Here is a 15,846-nt window from a genome sequence, read left to right as displayed (position 1 = left end):
TCAATAAAACCGGGCATTTGCGGCAGATGACAGATGGTCGTGCGGGGGGCTGTTTATTGCTTTCTTTGCGGTATACTGCGCGGCCTTCGGCCGGCACGTCCGGCCATTTTTCGTACAATCAAGCCACGCAACCTGCGTGGCTTGTTGTTTTATGACGCGCCTGCGGGCGCTCCAGAGAGAAGAGGCGCGACGATGAGTGCACTGGTTGGCGTGATCATGGGCTCCAAGTCCGATTGGTCCACCCTTAGCCACACCGCCGATATGCTGGAAAAGCTCGGCATCCCGTACGAGGTCAAAGTGGTCTCTGCCCACCGCACCCCGGATCTGCTGTTCCAGTACGCCGAAGAGGCTGAAGGTCGTGGCATCGAGGTGATCATCGCCGGAGCCGGTGGCGCGGCCCACCTGCCAGGCATGTGTGCGGCCAAGACCCACCTGCCGGTGCTGGGTGTGCCGGTGCAGTCGGCCATGCTCTCTGGCGTCGACTCGCTGCTGTCGATCGTGCAGATGCCAGCGGGCGTTCCGGTCGCCACCCCGGCCATCGGCAAGGCCGGCGCGATCAACGCTGCCCTGCTCTCGGCGAGCATCCTCGGCGCCAAGCATCCGCAGTTCCACGCGGTACTGAAAACCTTCCGTGCCGAGCAGACAGACAGCGTCCTGGACAATCCAGACCCACGTATTGCCTGAGGTTGTTGAGATGAAGATCGGTGTAATCGGTGGCGGCCAGTTGGGTCGCATGTTGGCTCTGGCGGGTACGCCGCTGGGCATGAACTTCGCTTTTCTCGACCCTGCGCCGGACGCTTGCGCCGCTGCGCTGGGCGAACACCTGCGGGCCGATTACGGCGATCAGGATCATCTGCGCCAACTCGCCGATGAAGTCGATCTGGTGACCTTCGAGTTCGAAAGCGTCCCGGCCGAAACCGTGGCATTCCTGTCGCAATTCGTTCCGGTCTACCCGAGCGCCGAAGCCCTGCGCATCGCGCGCGACCGCTGGTTCGAAAAGAGCATGTTCAAGGACCTGGGCATCCCGACTCCGGCTTTCGCTGACATTCAGTCGCAAGCCGATCTGGACGCTGCGGTGGCTTCGATCGGTCTGCCGGCCGTGCTGAAAACCCGCACCCTGGGTTATGACGGCAAGGGCCAGAAAGTCCTGCGCAAGCCGGAAGACGTGGTCGGCACTTTCGCCGAGCTGGGCAGCGTTGCCTGCCTGCTGGAAGGCTTTGTGCCGTTCACCGGTGAAGTCTCGCTGATCGCCGTGCGTGCCCGCGATGGTGAAACGAAGTTTTATCCGCTGGTGCACAACACCCACGACAGCGGCATCCTCAAGCTGTCGGTGGCCAGTACCGATCACCCGTTGCAGGCGCTGGCCGAAGACTACTCGAGCCGCGTGCTCAAGCAACTCGACTACGTCGGCGTCATGGCGTTCGAGTTCTTTGAAGTCGACGGTGGCCTCAAGGCCAACGAAATCGCCCCGCGCGTGCACAACTCCGGGCACTGGACCACCGAAGGCGCCGAGTGCAGCCAGTTCGAAAACCATCTGCGCGCCGTTGCCGGCCTGCCGCTGGGCTCGACGGCCAAAGTCGGCGAGAGCGCGATGCTTAACTTCATCGGTGTTGTACCGCCGGTTGAGAAAGTCATCGCTATCGAAGACTGCCATCTGCATCACTACGGCAAGGCCTTCAAGGCCGGGCGCAAGGTCGGTCACGCCAACCTGCGCTGCGCCGACATGGCCACGCTACAGGCGCAGATCGTCAAGGTCGAAGCGCTGATCGCTGAGTAACGACAGTTTCATGTGCCAGCGGCGGAACCATTCAGGTGCCGCCGTTCTCTGATGGCAGGATGCTAAAGTCTGACTAGGCTTCGCATATCTACTATTCAGAGGGAAATGCCATGGGAATTATCGGAACCATCTTTATCGGCTTGATCGTCGGCCTGCTGGCGCGGTTCCTGAAACCGGGCGATGACAGCATGGGCTGGATCATGACCATCCTGCTCGGTATCGGCGGTTCGCTGGCAGCCACCTACGGCGGCCAGGCCTTGGGCATCTATCAGGCAGGTCAGGGCGCAGGCTTCATCGGCGCACTGGTCGGCGCGATCGTGTTGCTGGTGATCTACGGCCTGATCAAAAAGAACTGATCCAAAGCGACAAAGCCCTCTCTGCCAAAGTGGCCGGGAGGGCTAGAATGCTCGGCGATTTACTGTTCTTTCCTTTCTATACCGAGCACCTTCATGCGCCGTCTTTTGTTGACTCTCCTTTTCCTGGGTAGCGGTTTGGCCCACGCCGGCGAACTGCCGGAAACCGACTGGCTCGAACTGATGCCCAAGTCGGACCAAAAGGCCCTCGAGGCCATGCCAGAAATCGACCACAACTCCCCGGAAGCCACCGGCACCTTCACCGAGAAGGGCGGGATGAAGCAGGCCAAAGGTCTGCCGGCAGTGATGTATTCGACCAAAACCGTGGCGTCGATGAACGACAAGCACATCCGCATCGGTGGTTATCCGGTGCCGCTGGAATCCGACGCCAAGGGTCGCAGCACGCTGTTCTTCCTCGTGCCGTACCCGGGCGCGTGCATCCATGTGCCGCCACCGCCACCGAATCAACTGGTGCTGGTGCGTTATCCGAAAGGCTTGAAGCTGGACGATATCTACACGCCGCTGTGGGTGACCGGCACGCTGAAGGTCGAGAAGGTCAGCAATGATCTTGCCGATGCGGCGTATGCGCTGGAAGCGGACAAGGTGCGGGTTGTGCAGGAATCTGATCTGTAGGACCTATACAAAACAATTGTGGGAGCGAGACTGCTCGCGAAAGCGGTGTGTCAGACATTTGAATGTTGACTGATACAACGCCTTCGCGAGCAAGCTCGCTCCCACATTTCGTATTGCGGCGCGTCTTAAAGCGGTTGGCTGCCGACGCTAACACCCATGGTATGGCTCGCACCCGGTGCCAGCGTAACCACGTCATCCATCACATTCGCCGTCTCGATGCACAGCATGCGCTGCCAGCCATCGTTATCCATGTCGGCCAGCGCGGCGGCACGGTCGATCCACGGGTTCCAGATCACCGCCGTGCGCGAACCGGTAGCCGTCAGCACAATGCGTCGTTCCCACGTTGGATCGACAATGCTCAGCTGTGGCGGAGCATCGAGGTAGATGCGGTCGGTCTCTCCGGCAAAATGCAGAGCACCTTGCTGACTGGTGGTTTTCCAGTCATCCAGCGTCTCGATGTAATTCAAACCATCCACGCCATCGACATGCACATTGCGCACGTCACTGACCGCGAAGTAAGTGTGCAGCGCCTGGCTCAGGCTGACGCTGTCACTGCCACGGTTATGGCTGGTCAGGCTGAAACTCAGTTGCTCGGACAAATGCAGGGTCAGGGTCAGATCGACCTGATGTGGCCAGCCCGGCAGGCCACCTTCGGGGTAGGGCAGCTTGAATTCGACCTTGACGCCGTCAGCCTCCGATTCGATGCCGCCCAGCTCCCAATCCATCGCCCGCACCAGACCGTGCGCGGGTGCCGGTTGCTCACCGGTAAACATGGCCTGCACGCTCTGCGGGTTACGCTCGAACTTGCCGAACCACGGCCAGCACACCGGTACACCGGCGCGGATGCTTTTGCCGGTCTTGAACTCGGCCTTGTCGTTGAGCCAGATGATCGGCGGCTGGCCATCGATCTGATAACTGAGGATGTGCGCGCCTTGCTGGGCCACCAGCACTTCGGCCTGACCGTGGCGGATACGCCAGCAGTTCAGTTCATCCAGTTTCACTGCTTCAACGTTGGGCGTGTTCATGGGACAGCTCTCGATCAGTAACAAGGACAACTATCGACCGTAAAACGGCGACGATGTTTAACGCGCGCGTGGTGGAACCGAGCGAGTGCGACCGCTGCCGTCGATGGCGACGAAGACGAAGACCGCTTCGGTGACTTTACGCCACTCGCTGGACAACGGGTCGTCGCTCCACACTTCGACCATCATCTGGATCGAGCTGCGGCCGATTTCCAGGGTCTGGGTATAAAAGGACAATTGCGCGCCGACAGCCACAGGCACGAGGAACGCCATGCGGTCGATGGCGACGGTGGCGACGCGTCCGCCAGCGACACGGCTGGCCATTGCGGTGCCGGCCAAATCCATCTGTGCCACCAGCCAGCCGCCGAAAATATCGCCAAAGCCGTTGGTTTCGCGTGGGAGTGCGGTGATTTGCAGGGCCAGGTCGCCTTGCGGGATCGGATCTTCTTGTTCGAGCTCTATCATGCCGGGGGTGCCTCTGACCCGTGACTCTTCGTTGGTATTGCTGGTGGTAGCCGTCTTCGGGAAAAACGATTCAGCACCGAACATACTACGTTCGTCACGTTTTCCATCAGGCGCCTAAGGAGAAACTCTGCGAAACCGGCTAATCCCGAGCAAAGGCCGGGCCAACGACGTTTTCGCACAGCAACCCCCTACAAACCGGAGCAGGTTGCGAGTATATCGGTCGGTAGACTCCGCGACGACCATCCGGTTCTCATTTCGACCGTCAAATACGCACCTCTATGTGCTTTTTCGAACAATTTGCTATGGTGCCGAACCTGCCCAAGCCACCGCCAGCGTTGTTGTGGCGGCAGATCCGACTATAAGAGAAGCCCTTGCCATGACCACAGCGCCTTCGAGCCTCGCGCAGCCCGAGCAACCCGCACGACCGTTGACCCGCAATGACTACAAGACTCTGTCGCTGTCCGCCCTCGGTGGCGCGCTGGAGTTCTACGATTTCATCATCTTCGTTTTCTTTGCCACCGTGGTCGGCAAGCTGTTCTTCCCCGCCGACATGCCCGAGTGGCTGCGCCTGATGCAGACCTTCGGCATTTTCGCCGCCGGCTATCTGGCGCGACCGCTGGGCGGCATCGTCATGGCACACTTCGGCGACCTGCTGGGGCGCAAGAAGATGTTCACCCTGAGCATTTTCATGATGGCCGTGCCGACCCTGATCATGGGTCTGCTGCCAACCTACGCGCAGATCGGCCTGTGGGCGCCGATCCTTCTTCTATTGATGCGGGTCATTCAGGGCGCGGCGATTGGTGGCGAAGTACCGGGCGCGTGGGTCTTCGTTTCCGAACACGTACCGCAAAAGCACATGGGTTACGCCTGCGGCACCCTCACCAGCGGCCTGACCGCCGGCATTTTGCTCGGCTCGCTGGTCGCCACCGCGATCAACAGCATTTATACGCTGGCGGAAGTATCCGATTACGCCTGGCGTATTCCATTCCTGCTGGGCGGTGTGTTCGGCCTGTTCTCGGTTTACTTGCGCCGCTGGCTGCACGAAACCCCGGTATTCGCCGAGCTGCAACTGCGTAAAGCCTTGGCTGAAGAAGTGCCTCTGCGCGCAGTGCTGCGTGATCATCGCGGGGCGATTGCGATCTCGATGCTGCTGACCTGGTTGCTGTCGGCCGGGATCGTTGTGGTGATCCTGATGACCCCGACCGTGCTGCAAACGGTCTATCACTTCTCGCCGACCGAGTCGTTGCAATCGAACAGTCTGGCGATTGTGTTCCTGAGCATCGGCTGCATCATTTCCGGCGCACTGGCGGATCGCTTTGGGGCCGGCCGGGTATTCGTCTTCGGTTGCCTGGGTTTGCTGATCAGCTCATGGACCTTCTATCACAGCCTCGCCGATCACCCGAACTGGCTGTTCCCGCTGTATGCGCTGACCGGTTTTCTGGTTGGCACCATTGGTGCGGTGCCGTACGTGATGGTCAAGGCGTTCCCGCCGGTGGTGCGCTTTAGTGGATTGTCGTTCTCGTACAACGTGGCTTACGCGATCTTCGGCGGGTTGACGCCGATGGTGGTCAGCCTGCTGCTGAAAGAAAGCGCGATGGGGCCTGCCTACTATGTGGCGGTGCTGTGCGCGATGGGGATTCTGGTCGGGGCCTGGCTCTGGAAGAAAGGGCGTTGATCCAAGTTCAGCTATCTAGGGCTCTCGCCAGCGCAAGAGCCTTGTTTCACACTCGCTTGTTGGGAGTCGAGCTCCATGCTCAAGCATGTGAGCTAAGGCGACCGCAGCATGCGGCTCTTCGATTACTTGGTGTTCAACCATTAAGTCTAATAGCCACAAAGCGCCGTGTACCTAGAGCCCGTCTCGTTGTGCCTGGCGCCTCAACCTACCATCTCCAGTTAGTAAAGGGCGGCGTGTTTCCTGTGCCAGAAGGTAACAGGAAACATCAGCCAGCGAGCTGTTGTTGTGCTCGACTCGCAAGCCGTATAAACGCATTACACTGGCTTCATCAAGCGACTCGATAATCAGACCTTGGTCGAGCAATTCGTCGTGGGGGAAGTCTTCAAGTTCCTGCATCACGAAGTCAGTGCAGCACAAAGTGAAAGGCAATCTAAACATCTGCTCCAGTAATCCGGCATTTCTGAAATCGATCCAGATATTCGTATCACTGATGTAGATAAGACTCATGCACTCTCCAGTGAGCCCAAGAAACTCGGGTCCAAGGTTTTTACTGGCCTTCGCAAGAGTTCGGCAGCCCGAGATTTGGTGATCAGCCCCTCCGCCAGCGCCCAAAATGCTAATGACTCAAACCTTTGCGGCGGTTTGCACGGCATCGGTTCAGGTTCTGACTTTCGCCAACCTTTGGCACTGAATTGGATAGTGAGGGATTTATAACCACCTTCGCTGAGTAGCTTCAGATCCTTCAGTCGCCTCAGGGCTGCGTGCATCGATATACCGTATTGCCGCTTCGCAATCAGTAGTTCCTGTGGATGAACCCTAGTGCGAGGATGGCTGCCGAAATCGCTAGTAACGCTTTTGGCGGGATACAGAAATGCCCCCGCGAAACGGTGGCAGCAGTTCTCTTTATCCTTTTCAGGCATCTCCTCTGGTAATGCCATGACCCAATGACCGAGCTCATGGGCGGCAGTAAACCTGATTCGTTCGCCTGGGCGATCAGCATTCAACGCAATTAGGACATGCTCGCCGTCGCCGGTGGTAGCGCAGGCGCCATCGAAATCGTCTGGGCCATTGAGCATTGCAACCTTGATGCTGTGCTCTTCTAGCTGTTCGGTGAGGTTGGCAATGGGGTCAGTGCCGATTCCCCAGAATTGGCGAAGCTCCTCAGCTGCTAGCTCGGCTTCTTCAAGAGAGGAAACTGCAATCATTTGCGCGGGAGTGACAGGAGTGTGGATGTCTGCGGGATCGAAACATTCCTCTAGGGCGATGTATCGCTCGAGGTGCTCTCGAATTTTTTCTTCTACTTGGGCTTGGCGATATTTAGGCATCCTGGCCAGCTTACGAAATTCCAGAGGCGCCAACGGGACCGCTTCTGCACGGAAAAAGTACTCAGGATTGACCTGCAGTGCTTTAGCTAATTGCAGCAGGCGAGTGGAGTTAGGGGTGCTCAACCCCTTCTCATATTTGCTCAATGCTTGTTTGGTTATGTCGCCGAGCTGGATGGCCAGAGCATCAAGGGTTAGTCCTCGTTGCAGGCGTGCGCGGCGAATTCGGTCGTTTATCATGGTGTCCTCTCGTGGTTGACAAGACTATCTTCTGCTAGTGATTTGTCAACCTGACGAGAGTTTCCTTTTTTTAAGACGAGGCCCATGCTGGCCTTTCATCCAATTGTCATATTTCAGCCATAGAGTGTTCACACGGCCTGCTGATACTTGGCCCCGACTTAACACACCCTATCTGCTAGGAGTAAGGCATGAAACTGAAGCGTTTGATGGCGGCAATGACTTTTGTCGCTGCTGGCGTTGCGACTGCCAACGCGTTCGCCGCTGTTGACCCTGCTATCCCGAGCTACACCAAGACCACTGGTGTGTCGGGCAACCTGTCCAGCGTCGGTTCCGATACCCTGGCCAACCTCATGACCCTCTGGGCTGAGAACTACAAAAAAGAATACCCGAACGTAAACATCCAGATTCAGGCCGCTGGCTCCGCCACTGCGCCACCTGCGCTGACTGAAGGCACCTCCAACCTGGGCCCGATGAGCCGCAAGATGAAGGACACAGAACTGGCGGCCTTCGAGCAGAAGTATGGCTACAAGCCAACCGCTATTCCGGTTGCCGTGGATGCCCTGGCAGTGTTCGTGCACAAGGACAACCCGATCCAGCACCTGACCATGGAACAGGTTGACGCGATCTTCTCGTCCACCCGCCTGTGCGGCGCCAAAACCGACGTGAAAACCTGGGGCGACCTGGGCGTGACCGGCGACCTGGCCAACAAGCCAGTGCAACTGTTCGGCCGTAACTCGGTATCCGGCACCTACGGCTACTTCAAAGAAGAAGCCCTGTGCAAAGGCGACTACAAACCAAACGTCAACGAACAACCAGGTTCGGCGTCGGTTGTGCAGTCGATCAGCTCCTCGCTGAACGGCATCGGTTACTCGGGCATCGGCTACAAGACCGCTAGCGTGAAGACCGTTGCTCTGTCGAAGAAGGGCAGCACCGAGTTCATCGAAGACAGCGAAGAAAACGCCCTGAACGGCAAGTACCCGCTGTCGCGTTTCCTCTACGTGTACGTCAACAAAGCCCCGAACAAGCCTTTGGCTCCGCTGGAAGCTGAGTTCGTGAAACTGGTGCTGTCGAAGCAGGGCCAGGAAGTGGTAGTGAAAGACGGCTACATCCCACTGCCAGCCAAGGTTGCTGCAAAAGCACTGGCTGACCTGGGTCTGCAGGAAGGCGGCGCTGAAGTCGCAAAAAAGTAACAAATTGAGTCCAGAGTGAACCCCACCGGACTCATGTAAAAGGCCGGATCTGCGCGCAGACCGGCCTTTTACACACCTCAAATTTTTGATCCCCTGCCAGTCCCGCTGGCGGTGGATTTGCTGCGTCACTGCATTGTCATCTTTCTGTCATACAGGATCGCTAGGGTGAGCGCATGAATGATCTGGCCAATTCCCACATGACTACTAATCCTCCCAAGCGCATTGATTTCAATACGCCTGAGCTGCAACGCAAGCGCCGCATTCGCGCGCTCAAGGATCGCTTCACCCGCTGGTACGTCCTCGTTGGCGGTCTCGCGGTGCTGGCAGCCATCACCCTGATCTTCTTCTTCCTCGCCTACGTGGTGGCGCCGCTGTTCCAGGGTGCCGACCTGACTGCGAAAGACTCGATCACCCCAGCCTGGATGCAGGACGCCGGCAAGCCGCTGATGATTTCGCTCGAAGAGCAGAATCAGGTGGCCATGCGCGTTTCCGACAAGGGCCAGGCATTGTTTTTTGACATCGACAGTGGCGCTGAACTGAAGCGCGTCGATCTGCCAGTGCCAGCCGGCGCAACCGTGACTTCTATTGGTGAAGATCAGCCGGGCCATCCGCTGGTGGCCGTGGGTCTGTCCAACGGTCAGGCGCTGGTGTTCCGTCACACCTATAAAGTCAGCTACCCCGATGGCAAGAAAACCATCAGCCCGGCCATCGAGTATCCGTACGGCGAGACGCCGATCGCGCTGAACGAAGCCGGCGGCGCGCTGGAGCATGTCAGCCTGAACGCCACCGACACGACGTTGATGCTGGTCGGTTCGACCGGTTCGCAACTCAACGTGCTGTCGCTGACCAGCGAAGAAAACATGATGACTGGCGAAGTCACCAACGAGCAGAAGCGTATCGATCTGCCGCAAATGACTGAGCCGGTGAAAAACATCTTCGTCGACCCGCGCCAGCAGTGGCTGTACGTGGTCAACGGTCGCGCTCAGGCCGATGTGTTCAGCCTGCGCGACAAGAGCCTCAACGGTCGCTACAAACTGCTGGAAAACGCTGACGCCGAAGTCACTGCGACCACGCAACTGGTCGGTGGTATCTCGCTGATCGTCGGCGACTCCAAGGGTGGTCTGGCCCAGTGGTTCATGGCCCGTGACACCGATGGTGAGCTGCGCCTGAAGCAGATTCGAACTTTCCAGATGGGCACCACGCCGATCGTTGAAATCACTGCCGAAGAGCGTCGCAAGGGCTTCCTTGCTCTGGATGCTAGCGGCAAGCTTGGCGTGTTCCACAGCACCGCGCATCGCACCTTGCTGGTCGATCAAGTGGTAGAAGGTCAAGGCCTGTTCGGTCTGTCGCCGCGTGCCAACCGCGTGATCGTCGAAGCCGGCGGCAAGCTGCAACCATTACTGCTCGACAACCCGCACCCGGAAGTTTCCTGGAGCGCGCTGTGGAGCAAGGTCTGGTACGAGAACTACGACGAGCCTAAATACGTCTGGCAATCGACCGCGGCCAACACCGATTTCGAACCGAAACTGAGTCTGTCGCCACTGACCTTCGGCACTCTGAAAGCTGCGTTCTACGCCATGCTGCTCGCTGCTCCACTGGCCGTTGCCGCTGCGATCTACACCGCGTACTTCATGGCCCCGGGCATGCGCCGCAAGGTCAAACCGGTGATCGAGCTGATGGAAGCGATGCCGACGGTGATCCTCGGTTTCTTCGCCGGGCTGTTCCTCGCGCCATATGTCGAAGGGCATCTGCCGGGCATCTTCAGCCTGTTGATGTTGCTGCCTATCGGCATTCTGGTCGCCGGTTTCACCTTCAGCCGCCTGCCTGAATCGATCCGCCTGAAAGTCCCGGACGGTTGGGAAAGTGCGCTGCTGATTCCGGTGATCCTGTTTGTGGGTTGGTTGTCGCTGTACATGAGCCCGTTCATGGAAAACTGGTTCTTCGGCGGTGACATGCGCATGTGGATCTCCCACGACCTGGGCATCACCTACGACCAGCGCAACGCTCTGGTGGTCGGTCTGGCCATGGGTTTCGCGGTGATTCCGAACATTTACTCGATCGCTGAAGACGCCGTGTTCAGTGTGCCGCGCGGCCTGACCCTCGGCTCGCTGGCGCTGGGTGCCACGCCGTGGCAGACCATGACCCGCGTGGTGATCCTGACTGCCAGCCCGGGGATCTTCTCGGCGCTGATGATCGGCATGGGCCGTGCGGTCGGCGAAACCATGATCGTGTTGATGGCCACCGGTAACACCCCGGTCATGGAAATGAACCTGTTCGAAGGCCTGCGCACCCTGGCCGCCAACGTCGCGGTGGAAATGCCCGAGTCGGAAGTCGGCGGCAGCCACTACCGCGTGCTGTTCCTCTCGGCGCTGGTGCTACTGTTGTTCACCTTCGTCATGAACACCCTGGCAGAACTGATTCGTCAGCGTCTGCGCAAGAAATACTCGTCGCTTTAAGCAAAGGTAGAAGTCTGTGAAACAGAACTCCCTGAAAGGATGGTTCAAGAGCGGCGCCCCGGGCGTCTGGATCAGCGGTGGCGCGGTGTCCATCGCGGTCATCATGACCATTGGCCTGCTGGCGGTGATTGCCGTGCGCGGTCTGGGTCACTTTTGGCCGGCGGACCTGGTCCACGCCAATTACGACGTACCGGGTCAGGCCAATCACCTGGTCGTCGGTGAAGTGGTGCAGAAAGAAGAAGTGCCCCGTGCCCGTCTGAAGAGCGCCGGTTTGCCGGTGCCTGATGCAGGTCCGGAATTCATGACCCGTGAGCTGATCAAGGTCGGCAACCGTGACCTGAACGGCAACGACTTTACCTGGATCGTCGGCGAGTGGCTGACCAACCAGACGACGCCTCCCGAGTTGATGGCGATCGAACGTCGCGAGTGGGGCAACTTCTACGGCTACCTGGTCAACGTCAAACAGGACGGCAAGGTCATCGCCGAAGGCGAGGCGGCATGGCCAGAGTTGCAAGCGCGGATCAACCGTGTGAACGGTCTGGCGGCGCAACTGAAGTCGTTGGAAAAGACCGACATCGGTGCAATCAACGCAGGGCTCGAACGCATCCGTCTGCACGGTCGAAAACTGGAACTGGAAGGCAAGCTCGACGCCACCGCGCAGGCGGACATGGAGTCCGAGCGTGCCGAGCTGAATGCGCGTTATCAGGACATCGAAGCACGTCTGGCCGATCTGCATGCGCAGTTCAACCGTGATGCCTTGACCGCACGTGACGCCAACGGCAAAGAGATTGAAATCGGCCTGGGCAAAGTGGTTCACGCTTACCAGCCGAACGCGATGAGCACCTTCACCAAGCTCGGTTTCTACTTCAGCAAGATCTGGGAATTCCTCTCGGACGACCCGCGTGAAGCGAACACCGAAGGCGGGATCTTCCCGGCGATCTTCGGCACCGTGATGATGACCCTGATCATGGCGATGATCGTCACCCCGTTTGGTGTGCTGGCGGCGGTGTACCTGCGTGAATACGCCAAGCAGAACACCCTGACGCGGATCATCCGTATCGCGGTGAACAACCTCGCCGGTGTTCCGGCGATCGTTTACGGCGTGTTCGGTCTGGGCTTCTTCGTTTACGTACTCGGTGGTTCGGTCGACCGTTTGTTCTTCCCCGAAGCACTGCCGGCGCCGACCTTCGGTACACCGGGTCTGCTCTGGGCCTCGCTGACCCTGGCGCTGCTGGCGGTGCCGGTGGTGATCGTCGCGACTGAAGAAGGTCTGGCACGTATTCCGCGTACCGTGCGTGAAGGCTCGTTGGCCCTCGGCGCGACCAAGGCTGAAACCTTGTGGAAGATCGTCATCCCGATGGCCAGCCCGGCAATGATGACCGGCATGATCCTCGCCGTGGCCCGCGCCGCCGGTGAAGTGGCGCCGCTGATGCTGGTGGGTGTGGTGAAACTGGCGCCGTCGCTGCCGGTGGACGGTAACTACCCGTACCTGCACCTGGATCAGAAGATCATGCACTTGGGCTTCCACATCTATGACGTCGGCTTCCAGAGCCCGAACGTCGAAGCGGCGCGTCCGCTGGTGTATGCCACGGCGCTGTTGCTGGTACTGGTGATCGCGACGTTGAACCTGTCGGCGGTGTATATCCGCAACCACCTGCGCGAAAAATACAAAGCACTGGATAGCTAAGGACGACGCGAACCCTGTGGGAGCGAGCTTGCTCGCGAAGCTTTTGGCGGCCGTGAGGGCCCCTTCGCGAGCAAGCTCGCTCCCACATTGAATCGCGACCGCCGCAATATTGATGGAAGCTGCACCGAGCAGTGTTCCGAACCGAATTTGTTAGCACAGGGAGCCTCCCATGCAGCACGAAACACATACCCACGGCATCAACATGTCTGCCCTGGGCCGCGACAAGCAGAGCCTGAATCTCGAACAGGAAACCGTGGCCATCGAAGTACCCGGCCTGAGCCTTTACTACGGCGAGAAACAAGCGCTGTTCGACGTCAGCATGAACATCCCGAAACAGCGCGTGACCGCCTTCATCGGCCCGTCCGGCTGCGGTAAATCCACGCTGCTGCGCACCTTCAACCGCATGAACGACCTGGTTGACGGCTGCCGCGTAGAAGGCGCGATCAACCTCTACGGCAATAACATCTATCGCAAGGGCGAAGACGTTGCGGAGCTGCGTCGTCGCGTCGGCATGGTGTTCCAGAAGCCCAACCCGTTCCCGAAGACCATCTACGAAAACGTCGTTTACGGTCTGCGCATCCAGGGCATCAACAAGAAGCGCGTCCTCGACGAAGCGGTCGAGTGGGCGTTGAAAGGCGCGGCACTGTGGGACGAAGTCAAAGATCGTCTGCATGAATCGGCACTCGGCCTGTCCGGTGGTCAGCAGCAGCGTCTGGTCATCGCCCGCACCATCGCGGTTGAGCCGGAAGTGCTGCTGCTCGACGAACCGTGCTCGGCCCTCGACCCGATCTCGACGCTGAAAGTCGAAGAGCTGATCTACGAGCTGAAGTCCAAGTTCACCATCGTCATCGTTACCCACAACATGCAGCAGGCCGCGCGAGTGTCTGACTACACGGCGTTCATGTACATGGGCAAACTGGTGGAATTTGGCGACACCGATACCCTGTTCACCAATCCGGCGAAGAAGCAGACCGAAGACTACATCACCGGTCGTTATGGCTGACAGTTGCGGGTTATTCACAGAATTGACGCTGCGGCCCACCGCACCTTACCGGACGCTCCAAGGACGCCAACATGATTAGTAAAGAAGGCCTTACCCACCACATCTCCGCGCAGTTCAACGCTGAGCTTGAGGAAGTGCGCAGCCACCTCCTGGCCATGGGCGGGCTGGTCGAGAAGCAGGTCAACGACGCGGTCACCGCACTGATCGAAGCCGACTCCGGTCTCGCTCAGCAAGTGCGCGAGATCGATGACCAGATCAACCAGATGGAACGCAACATCGACGAAGAATGCCTGCGCATTCTCGCCCGCCGTCAACCGGCGGCCTCCGATCTGCGTCTGATCATCAGCATTTCCAAGTCGGTGATCGACCTGGAGCGCATCGGTGACGAAGCGACCAAGATTGCTCGCCGTGCGATTCAATTGTGCGAAGAAGGTGAAGCGCCACGCGGTTACGTCGAGGTTCGCCACATCGGCGACCAGGTGCGCAACATGGTCCGCGATGCGCTGGACGCGTTTGCCCGTTTCGACGCCGATCTGGCGTTGTCGGTGGCGCAATACGACAAGATCATCGACCGCGAATACAAGACCGCGCTGCGTGAGCTGGCGACCTACATGATGGAAGACCCGCGCTCTATCTCGCGGGTCTTGAGCATTATCTGGGTGCTGCGTTCGCTGGAACGCATCGGCGACCACGCACGCAACATCTCCGAATTGGTCATTTACCTGGTGCGCGGCACCGACGTGCGCCACATGGGCCTCAAACGCATGAAAGAAGAAGTTGAAGGCACAAGCGGCGAAACCGCTAATGTTCCGGGCGATGCTGACGATAAGTAAGATTGCCTGAGAAAAGCGCCCGGCCCTTTGGCCGGGCGTTTTTGTTTGTGCTTTTCATGGGCAGATTCGATTAAAAAGCAGCACCCGCGAACGAAAAGTCCCGGCGTGACTGAAGAGTTTTGGCAATGTGCCATCAGCCAGCGTTATGCTTGCCGGGATTTTAATAGGGGTGTTGGATGAGCAAGATCAGTGTGTTGGTCGTGGACGATGCTTCGTTCATTCGTGACCTGGTGAAAAAGTGCCTGCGTAATTACTTCCCGGGGATCCGCACCGAGGACGCCGTCAACGGCAAAAAGGCTCAGGCCATGCTGGCCAGGGAAGCGTTCGACCTGGTTCTGTGCGACTGGGAAATGCCGGAAATGTCCGGTCTCGAGCTGCTGACCTGGTGCCGCGAGCAAGACAACCTCAAGACCATGCCGTTCGTCATGGTCACTAGCCGTGGCGACAAGGAAAACGTCGTGCAGGCGATTCAGGCCGGCGTTTCCGGCTACGTCAGCAAGCCGTTCACCAACGAGCAACTGCTGACCAAGGTCAAACAGGCGCTGAACAAGGTCGGCAAGCTCGACACCCTGATGAACAGCGCGCCGACCAAGATGAACTCGGCGTTCGGCAACGATTCCCTGAGCGCCTTGACTGGCGGCAAGCCTGCCGTGGTCGGTGGTGCTCCGGCTGCGGCGGCGGTCAATCCGTTCGCCAAACCTGCCGTCGCTGCACCAGCGCCCGCTGCTGCTCCATCGCGCGGTCTGCTCAACAGCCCACCGATTCAGGCTCCCGCCACGTCGAAAGCGCCGGTCGGTGGTCGCGGTCAGGGCCAATTGCGCCTGCCAAGCGGCACCCAGCAATGCGTGATCAAGGCCCTGAGCATCAAGGAAGCGTTGCTGGTGGTGAAACGCACCGAGACCCTGCCGCAGATCCTCGACAGCGCCGTACTCGACCTGGAGCAGGGCGACAACGCCGAAATCGCCCGTCTCAATGGTTACCTGCACGCCATCGTTGCGCATGAGCAGAAACCCGACAGCGACTGGCTGCAACTGACCTTCCGTTTCGTCGACCAGGACGCGCAGAAACTCGACTACATCTCCCGCCTGATCGCCCGCGGTACGGCGCAGAAGCACTTCGTTCCGGGCGCGTGATCTTCGTCGCCTGACACATCGCCTTCGCGAGCAGGCTCGCTCCCACCCTGGAATGCA

15 protein-coding genes are annotated in these 15,846 nt (G+C 59.1%); 11 read left to right on the top strand and 4 right to left on the bottom strand.

The genetic code is table 11. The features are described from left to right. Nucleotides 1-192: 192 nt before the first annotated feature. The 4 genes from purE (at nt 193) to AB4O11_RS08025 (ending at nt 2,763) form a co-directional block, all read left to right on the top strand. Nucleotides 193-684, top strand: a complete 492-nt coding sequence (gene purE / locus AB4O11_RS08040) for a 5-(carboxyamino)imidazole ribonucleotide mutase (protein WP_460130426.1) — start codon at nt 193-195, stop codon at nt 682-684. Nucleotides 685-694: 10 nt separating this feature from the next. Continuing rightward, nucleotides 695-1,777 (top strand): 5-(carboxyamino)imidazole ribonucleotide synthase, encoded by a 1,083-nt coding sequence (locus tag AB4O11_RS08035; RefSeq protein WP_047596872.1) that lies wholly within the window; start codon nt 695-697, stop codon nt 1,775-1,777. 110 nt (nt 1,778-1,887) lie between these two features. Then, nucleotides 1,888-2,133, top strand: coding sequence for a GlsB/YeaQ/YmgE family stress response membrane protein (locus AB4O11_RS08030; protein ID WP_003229635.1), 246 nt, complete (start codon nt 1,888-1,890; stop codon nt 2,131-2,133). 93 nt (nt 2,134-2,226) lie between these two features. Beyond that, complete coding sequence (locus tag AB4O11_RS08025; RefSeq protein ID WP_007920225.1) at nt 2,227-2,763, top strand: DUF3299 domain-containing protein; 537 nt, start codon at nt 2,227-2,229, stop codon at nt 2,761-2,763. 125 nt (nt 2,764-2,888) lie between these two features. Here the strand turns inward: AB4O11_RS08025 and AB4O11_RS08020 are convergent, their stop codons facing one another. Continuing rightward, nucleotides 2,889-3,788 carry a D-hexose-6-phosphate mutarotase gene (locus AB4O11_RS08020; protein ID WP_257356625.1) on the bottom strand — a complete coding sequence of 300 codons (900 nt, stop codon included), beginning with the start codon at nt 3,786-3,788 and terminating at the stop codon, nt 2,889-2,891. A gap of 57 nt (nt 3,789-3,845) precedes the next feature. Further along, nucleotides 3,846-4,250: an acyl-CoA thioesterase gene (locus tag AB4O11_RS08015; protein WP_003229628.1), complete on the bottom strand. Its 405-nt coding sequence runs from the start codon at nt 4,248-4,250 to the stop codon at nt 3,846-3,848. 376 nt (nt 4,251-4,626) lie between these two features. Here AB4O11_RS08015 and AB4O11_RS08010 point away from each other — a divergent pair, with 376 nt between their 5' ends. Next, nucleotides 4,627-5,925, top strand: a complete 1,299-nt coding sequence (locus AB4O11_RS08010) for an MFS transporter (RefSeq protein ID WP_460130425.1) — start codon at nt 4,627-4,629, stop codon at nt 5,923-5,925. A gap of 171 nt (nt 5,926-6,096) precedes the next feature. On the opposite strand, the gene AB4O11_RS08005 is transcribed toward AB4O11_RS08010, so the two are convergent. Further along, nucleotides 6,097-6,432: a PIN domain-containing protein gene (locus AB4O11_RS08005; protein ID WP_460089308.1), complete on the bottom strand. Its 336-nt coding sequence runs from the start codon at nt 6,430-6,432 to the stop codon at nt 6,097-6,099. Further along, entirely contained in the window at nt 6,429-7,487 is a 1,059-nt protein-coding gene (locus AB4O11_RS08000) for a helix-turn-helix domain-containing protein (protein WP_250605632.1), read from the bottom strand. Before AB4O11_RS08000 ends, AB4O11_RS08005 begins: the two co-directional genes overlap by 4 nt. 188 nt (nt 7,488-7,675) lie before the next feature. On the opposite strand from AB4O11_RS08000, the gene AB4O11_RS07995 reads away from it, so the two are divergent. From AB4O11_RS07995 to AB4O11_RS07970, 6 genes are all read left to right on the top strand, one after another. Continuing rightward, nucleotides 7,676-8,677, top strand: coding sequence for a phosphate ABC transporter substrate-binding protein PstS (locus AB4O11_RS07995; protein ID WP_054048327.1), 1,002 nt, complete (start codon nt 7,676-7,678; stop codon nt 8,675-8,677). A gap of 422 nt (nt 8,678-9,099) precedes the next feature. Further along, entirely contained in the window at nt 9,100-11,133 is a 2,034-nt protein-coding gene (locus AB4O11_RS07990; protein ID WP_175559543.1) for an ABC transporter permease subunit, read from the top strand. Between the two features lie 16 nt (nt 11,134-11,149). Next, nucleotides 11,150-12,820, top strand: coding sequence for a phosphate ABC transporter permease PstA (gene pstA, locus AB4O11_RS07985; protein ID WP_093429625.1), 1,671 nt, complete (start codon nt 11,150-11,152; stop codon nt 12,818-12,820). Nucleotides 12,821-12,989: 169 nt separating this feature from the next. Continuing rightward, nucleotides 12,990-13,823: a phosphate ABC transporter ATP-binding protein PstB gene (pstB, locus tag AB4O11_RS07980; protein WP_093429626.1), complete on the top strand. Its 834-nt coding sequence runs from the start codon at nt 12,990-12,992 to the stop codon at nt 13,821-13,823. Nucleotides 13,824-13,894: 71 nt separating this feature from the next. Continuing rightward, nucleotides 13,895-14,656, top strand: coding sequence for a phosphate signaling complex protein PhoU (gene phoU / locus AB4O11_RS07975; RefSeq protein WP_007954334.1), 762 nt, complete (start codon nt 13,895-13,897; stop codon nt 14,654-14,656). Between the two features lie 176 nt (nt 14,657-14,832). Continuing rightward, nucleotides 14,833-15,789 carry a response regulator gene (locus tag AB4O11_RS07970; protein ID WP_257356624.1) on the top strand — a complete coding sequence of 319 codons (957 nt, stop codon included), beginning with the start codon at nt 14,833-14,835 and terminating at the stop codon, nt 15,787-15,789. Nucleotides 15,790-15,846 lie beyond the last annotated feature (57 nt).

This window comes from Pseudomonas sp. H1_D05, from assembly GCF_054682705.1.
Note: the sequence above shows the minus strand (reverse complement) of the source record. Positions and strands in the feature narration are given on the sequence as shown.

Excerpts from the sequence above, each read along its gene's own strand:
- purE (WP_460130426.1), top strand. The coding sequence starts at position 193 with ATGAGTGCACTGGTTGGCGTGATCATGGGCTCCAAGTCCGATTGGTCC.
- AB4O11_RS08035 (WP_047596872.1), top strand. The coding sequence starts at position 695 with ATGAAGATCGGTGTAATCGGTGGCGGCCAGTTGGGTCGCATGTTGGCT.
- AB4O11_RS08030 (WP_003229635.1), top strand. The coding sequence starts at position 1,888 with ATGGGAATTATCGGAACCATCTTTATCGGCTTGATCGTCGGCCTGCTG.
- AB4O11_RS08025 (WP_007920225.1), top strand. The coding sequence starts at position 2,227 with ATGCGCCGTCTTTTGTTGACTCTCCTTTTCCTGGGTAGCGGTTTGGCC.
- AB4O11_RS08020 (WP_257356625.1), bottom strand. The coding sequence starts at position 3,788 with ATGAACACGCCCAACGTTGAAGCAGTGAAACTGGATGAACTGAACTGC.
- AB4O11_RS08015 (WP_003229628.1), bottom strand. The coding sequence starts at position 4,250 with ATGATAGAGCTCGAACAAGAAGATCCGATCCCGCAAGGCGACCTGGCC.
- AB4O11_RS08010 (WP_460130425.1), top strand. The coding sequence starts at position 4,627 with ATGACCACAGCGCCTTCGAGCCTCGCGCAGCCCGAGCAACCCGCACGA.
- AB4O11_RS08005 (WP_460089308.1), bottom strand. The coding sequence starts at position 6,432 with ATGAGTCTTATCTACATCAGTGATACGAATATCTGGATCGATTTCAGA.
- AB4O11_RS08000 (WP_250605632.1), bottom strand. The coding sequence starts at position 7,487 with ATGATAAACGACCGAATTCGCCGCGCACGCCTGCAACGAGGACTAACC.
- AB4O11_RS07995 (WP_054048327.1), top strand. The coding sequence starts at position 7,676 with ATGAAACTGAAGCGTTTGATGGCGGCAATGACTTTTGTCGCTGCTGGC.
- AB4O11_RS07990 (WP_175559543.1), top strand. The coding sequence starts at position 9,100 with ATGCAGGACGCCGGCAAGCCGCTGATGATTTCGCTCGAAGAGCAGAAT.
- pstB (WP_093429626.1), top strand. The coding sequence starts at position 12,990 with ATGCAGCACGAAACACATACCCACGGCATCAACATGTCTGCCCTGGGC.
- phoU (WP_007954334.1), top strand. The coding sequence starts at position 13,895 with ATGATTAGTAAAGAAGGCCTTACCCACCACATCTCCGCGCAGTTCAAC.
- AB4O11_RS07970 (WP_257356624.1), top strand. The coding sequence starts at position 14,833 with ATGAGCAAGATCAGTGTGTTGGTCGTGGACGATGCTTCGTTCATTCGT.